Source organism: Hymenobacter edaphi (assembly GCF_003258365.1).
Lineage (GTDB): Bacteria > Bacteroidota > Bacteroidia > Cytophagales > Hymenobacteraceae > Solirubrum > Solirubrum edaphi.
Genome location: NZ_QHKM01000033.1, coordinates 1 through 754 on the forward strand (window position 1 = coordinate 1; position 754 = coordinate 754).

2 protein-coding genes are annotated in these 754 nt (G+C 66.6%); both read left to right on the top strand.

Translation table 11 applies throughout. The features are described 5' to 3' along the window. The first annotated feature begins 39 nt into the window (after nt 1-39). Nucleotides 40-336, top strand: coding sequence for a transposase-like zinc-binding domain-containing protein (locus tag DLM85_RS24780; protein ID WP_111480872.1), 297 nt, complete (start codon nt 40-42; stop codon nt 334-336). 10 nt (nt 337-346) lie between these two features. Beyond that, a complete protein-coding gene (locus DLM85_RS24785; RefSeq protein WP_279387758.1) occupies nt 347-745 on the top strand; it encodes an IS1 family transposase in 399 nt (132 codons plus the stop codon). Nucleotides 746-754: the final 9 nt, after the last annotated feature.

Genomic DNA, 754 nt, shown 5'->3' on the forward strand with positions numbered 1-754 from the left:
GGTAGTGGCCCAAGTGGGGTGTTAGCCGTATAAGCGGGTATGGAAACCTGCCCTCATTGCACCTCGTCGAAGTTGCGCAAACACGGCTTGGCCCGCAACGGCAAGCAACGCTATTTCTGTCCGGCCTGCCGGCGCACGAGCCGGCCGGCACCGGGCACGAATGCCTACGACGAGGGGCGCAAAGCCGAAATCCTGCGTGCCTACCAGGAACGCACCTCGCTGCGCGGGCTCACGCGCATCTTCGGCGTGTCGCGCCAGACGGTGACGGCGTGGTTAAAAAAAAGCCCAACGACTGCCGCCGCTGAGCCAGACGCTAGTCCCGCCGCGGCCGGTTGACGGGCTGGAGTTGGACGAGTTATGCACGTTCGTGGGCCGCAAACAGCGCAAGGTGTGGCTCTGGCTGGCCCTGTGCCGGCGCACGCGCCAGGTCGTGGCCTACGCGCTGGGCTGCCGCGGCCGGCGCACCGCCCGCAAGCTGTGGCGGCGTCTGCCACCCGACTACCGCCGCGCCTGGTGCTACACCGACCTGTGGGAAGCCTACTCGGGTGTGGTGCCCTGGCGCCAACACTTGCCGGCTACGTGCCGCGGCACGACCAACCACATCGAGCGGTTCAACGCGACACTGCGCGCCCGTATCGGCCGCCTCGTGCGCAAATCCCTCTCCTTCTCCCGCTCTCTGAAGCTGCTCGACGCTTGCATCCACCTGTTCCTACACGACTACAACGCCACGCGACACCCTCGTTGAGCCACTACC